Genomic DNA, 226 nt, shown 5'->3' with positions numbered 1-226 from the left:
GACCTTCGCGAGAAGCAAGAGCAGCCGGTAGTATCAGTTAATTTTAAGCGAGTACTTGCTAGAGTGCTCAAGTATTGGTATTTACTGGTTGTGAGTGCAATTATAGCACTTTCAATAGCTCATCTAGTAAATAGATATGCTACTCCCATTTATCCCGTAACAGCTTCTATTATTATACGAGAAAGTGAAGAAAATGCGGGAGCTAAATTTCTTTATGACAATTCAC

At 38.1% G+C, this 226-nt stretch carries 1 protein-coding gene; it reads left to right on the top strand.

Features of this window, described 5'->3' with window-relative positions:
* Positions 1-226, top strand: a 226-nt coding sequence (locus tag E1176_RS20825; protein ID WP_222933021.1) for a hypothetical protein, incomplete at both ends; no start/stop codon positions are given.

Origin of the sequence: Fulvivirga aurantia (assembly GCF_009711475.1) — a bacterium.
GTDB classification, from domain to species: Bacteria; Bacteroidota; Bacteroidia; order Cytophagales; family Cyclobacteriaceae; genus Fulvivirga; species Fulvivirga aurantia.
Note: the sequence above shows the minus strand (reverse complement) of the source record. Positions and strands in the feature narration are given on the sequence as shown.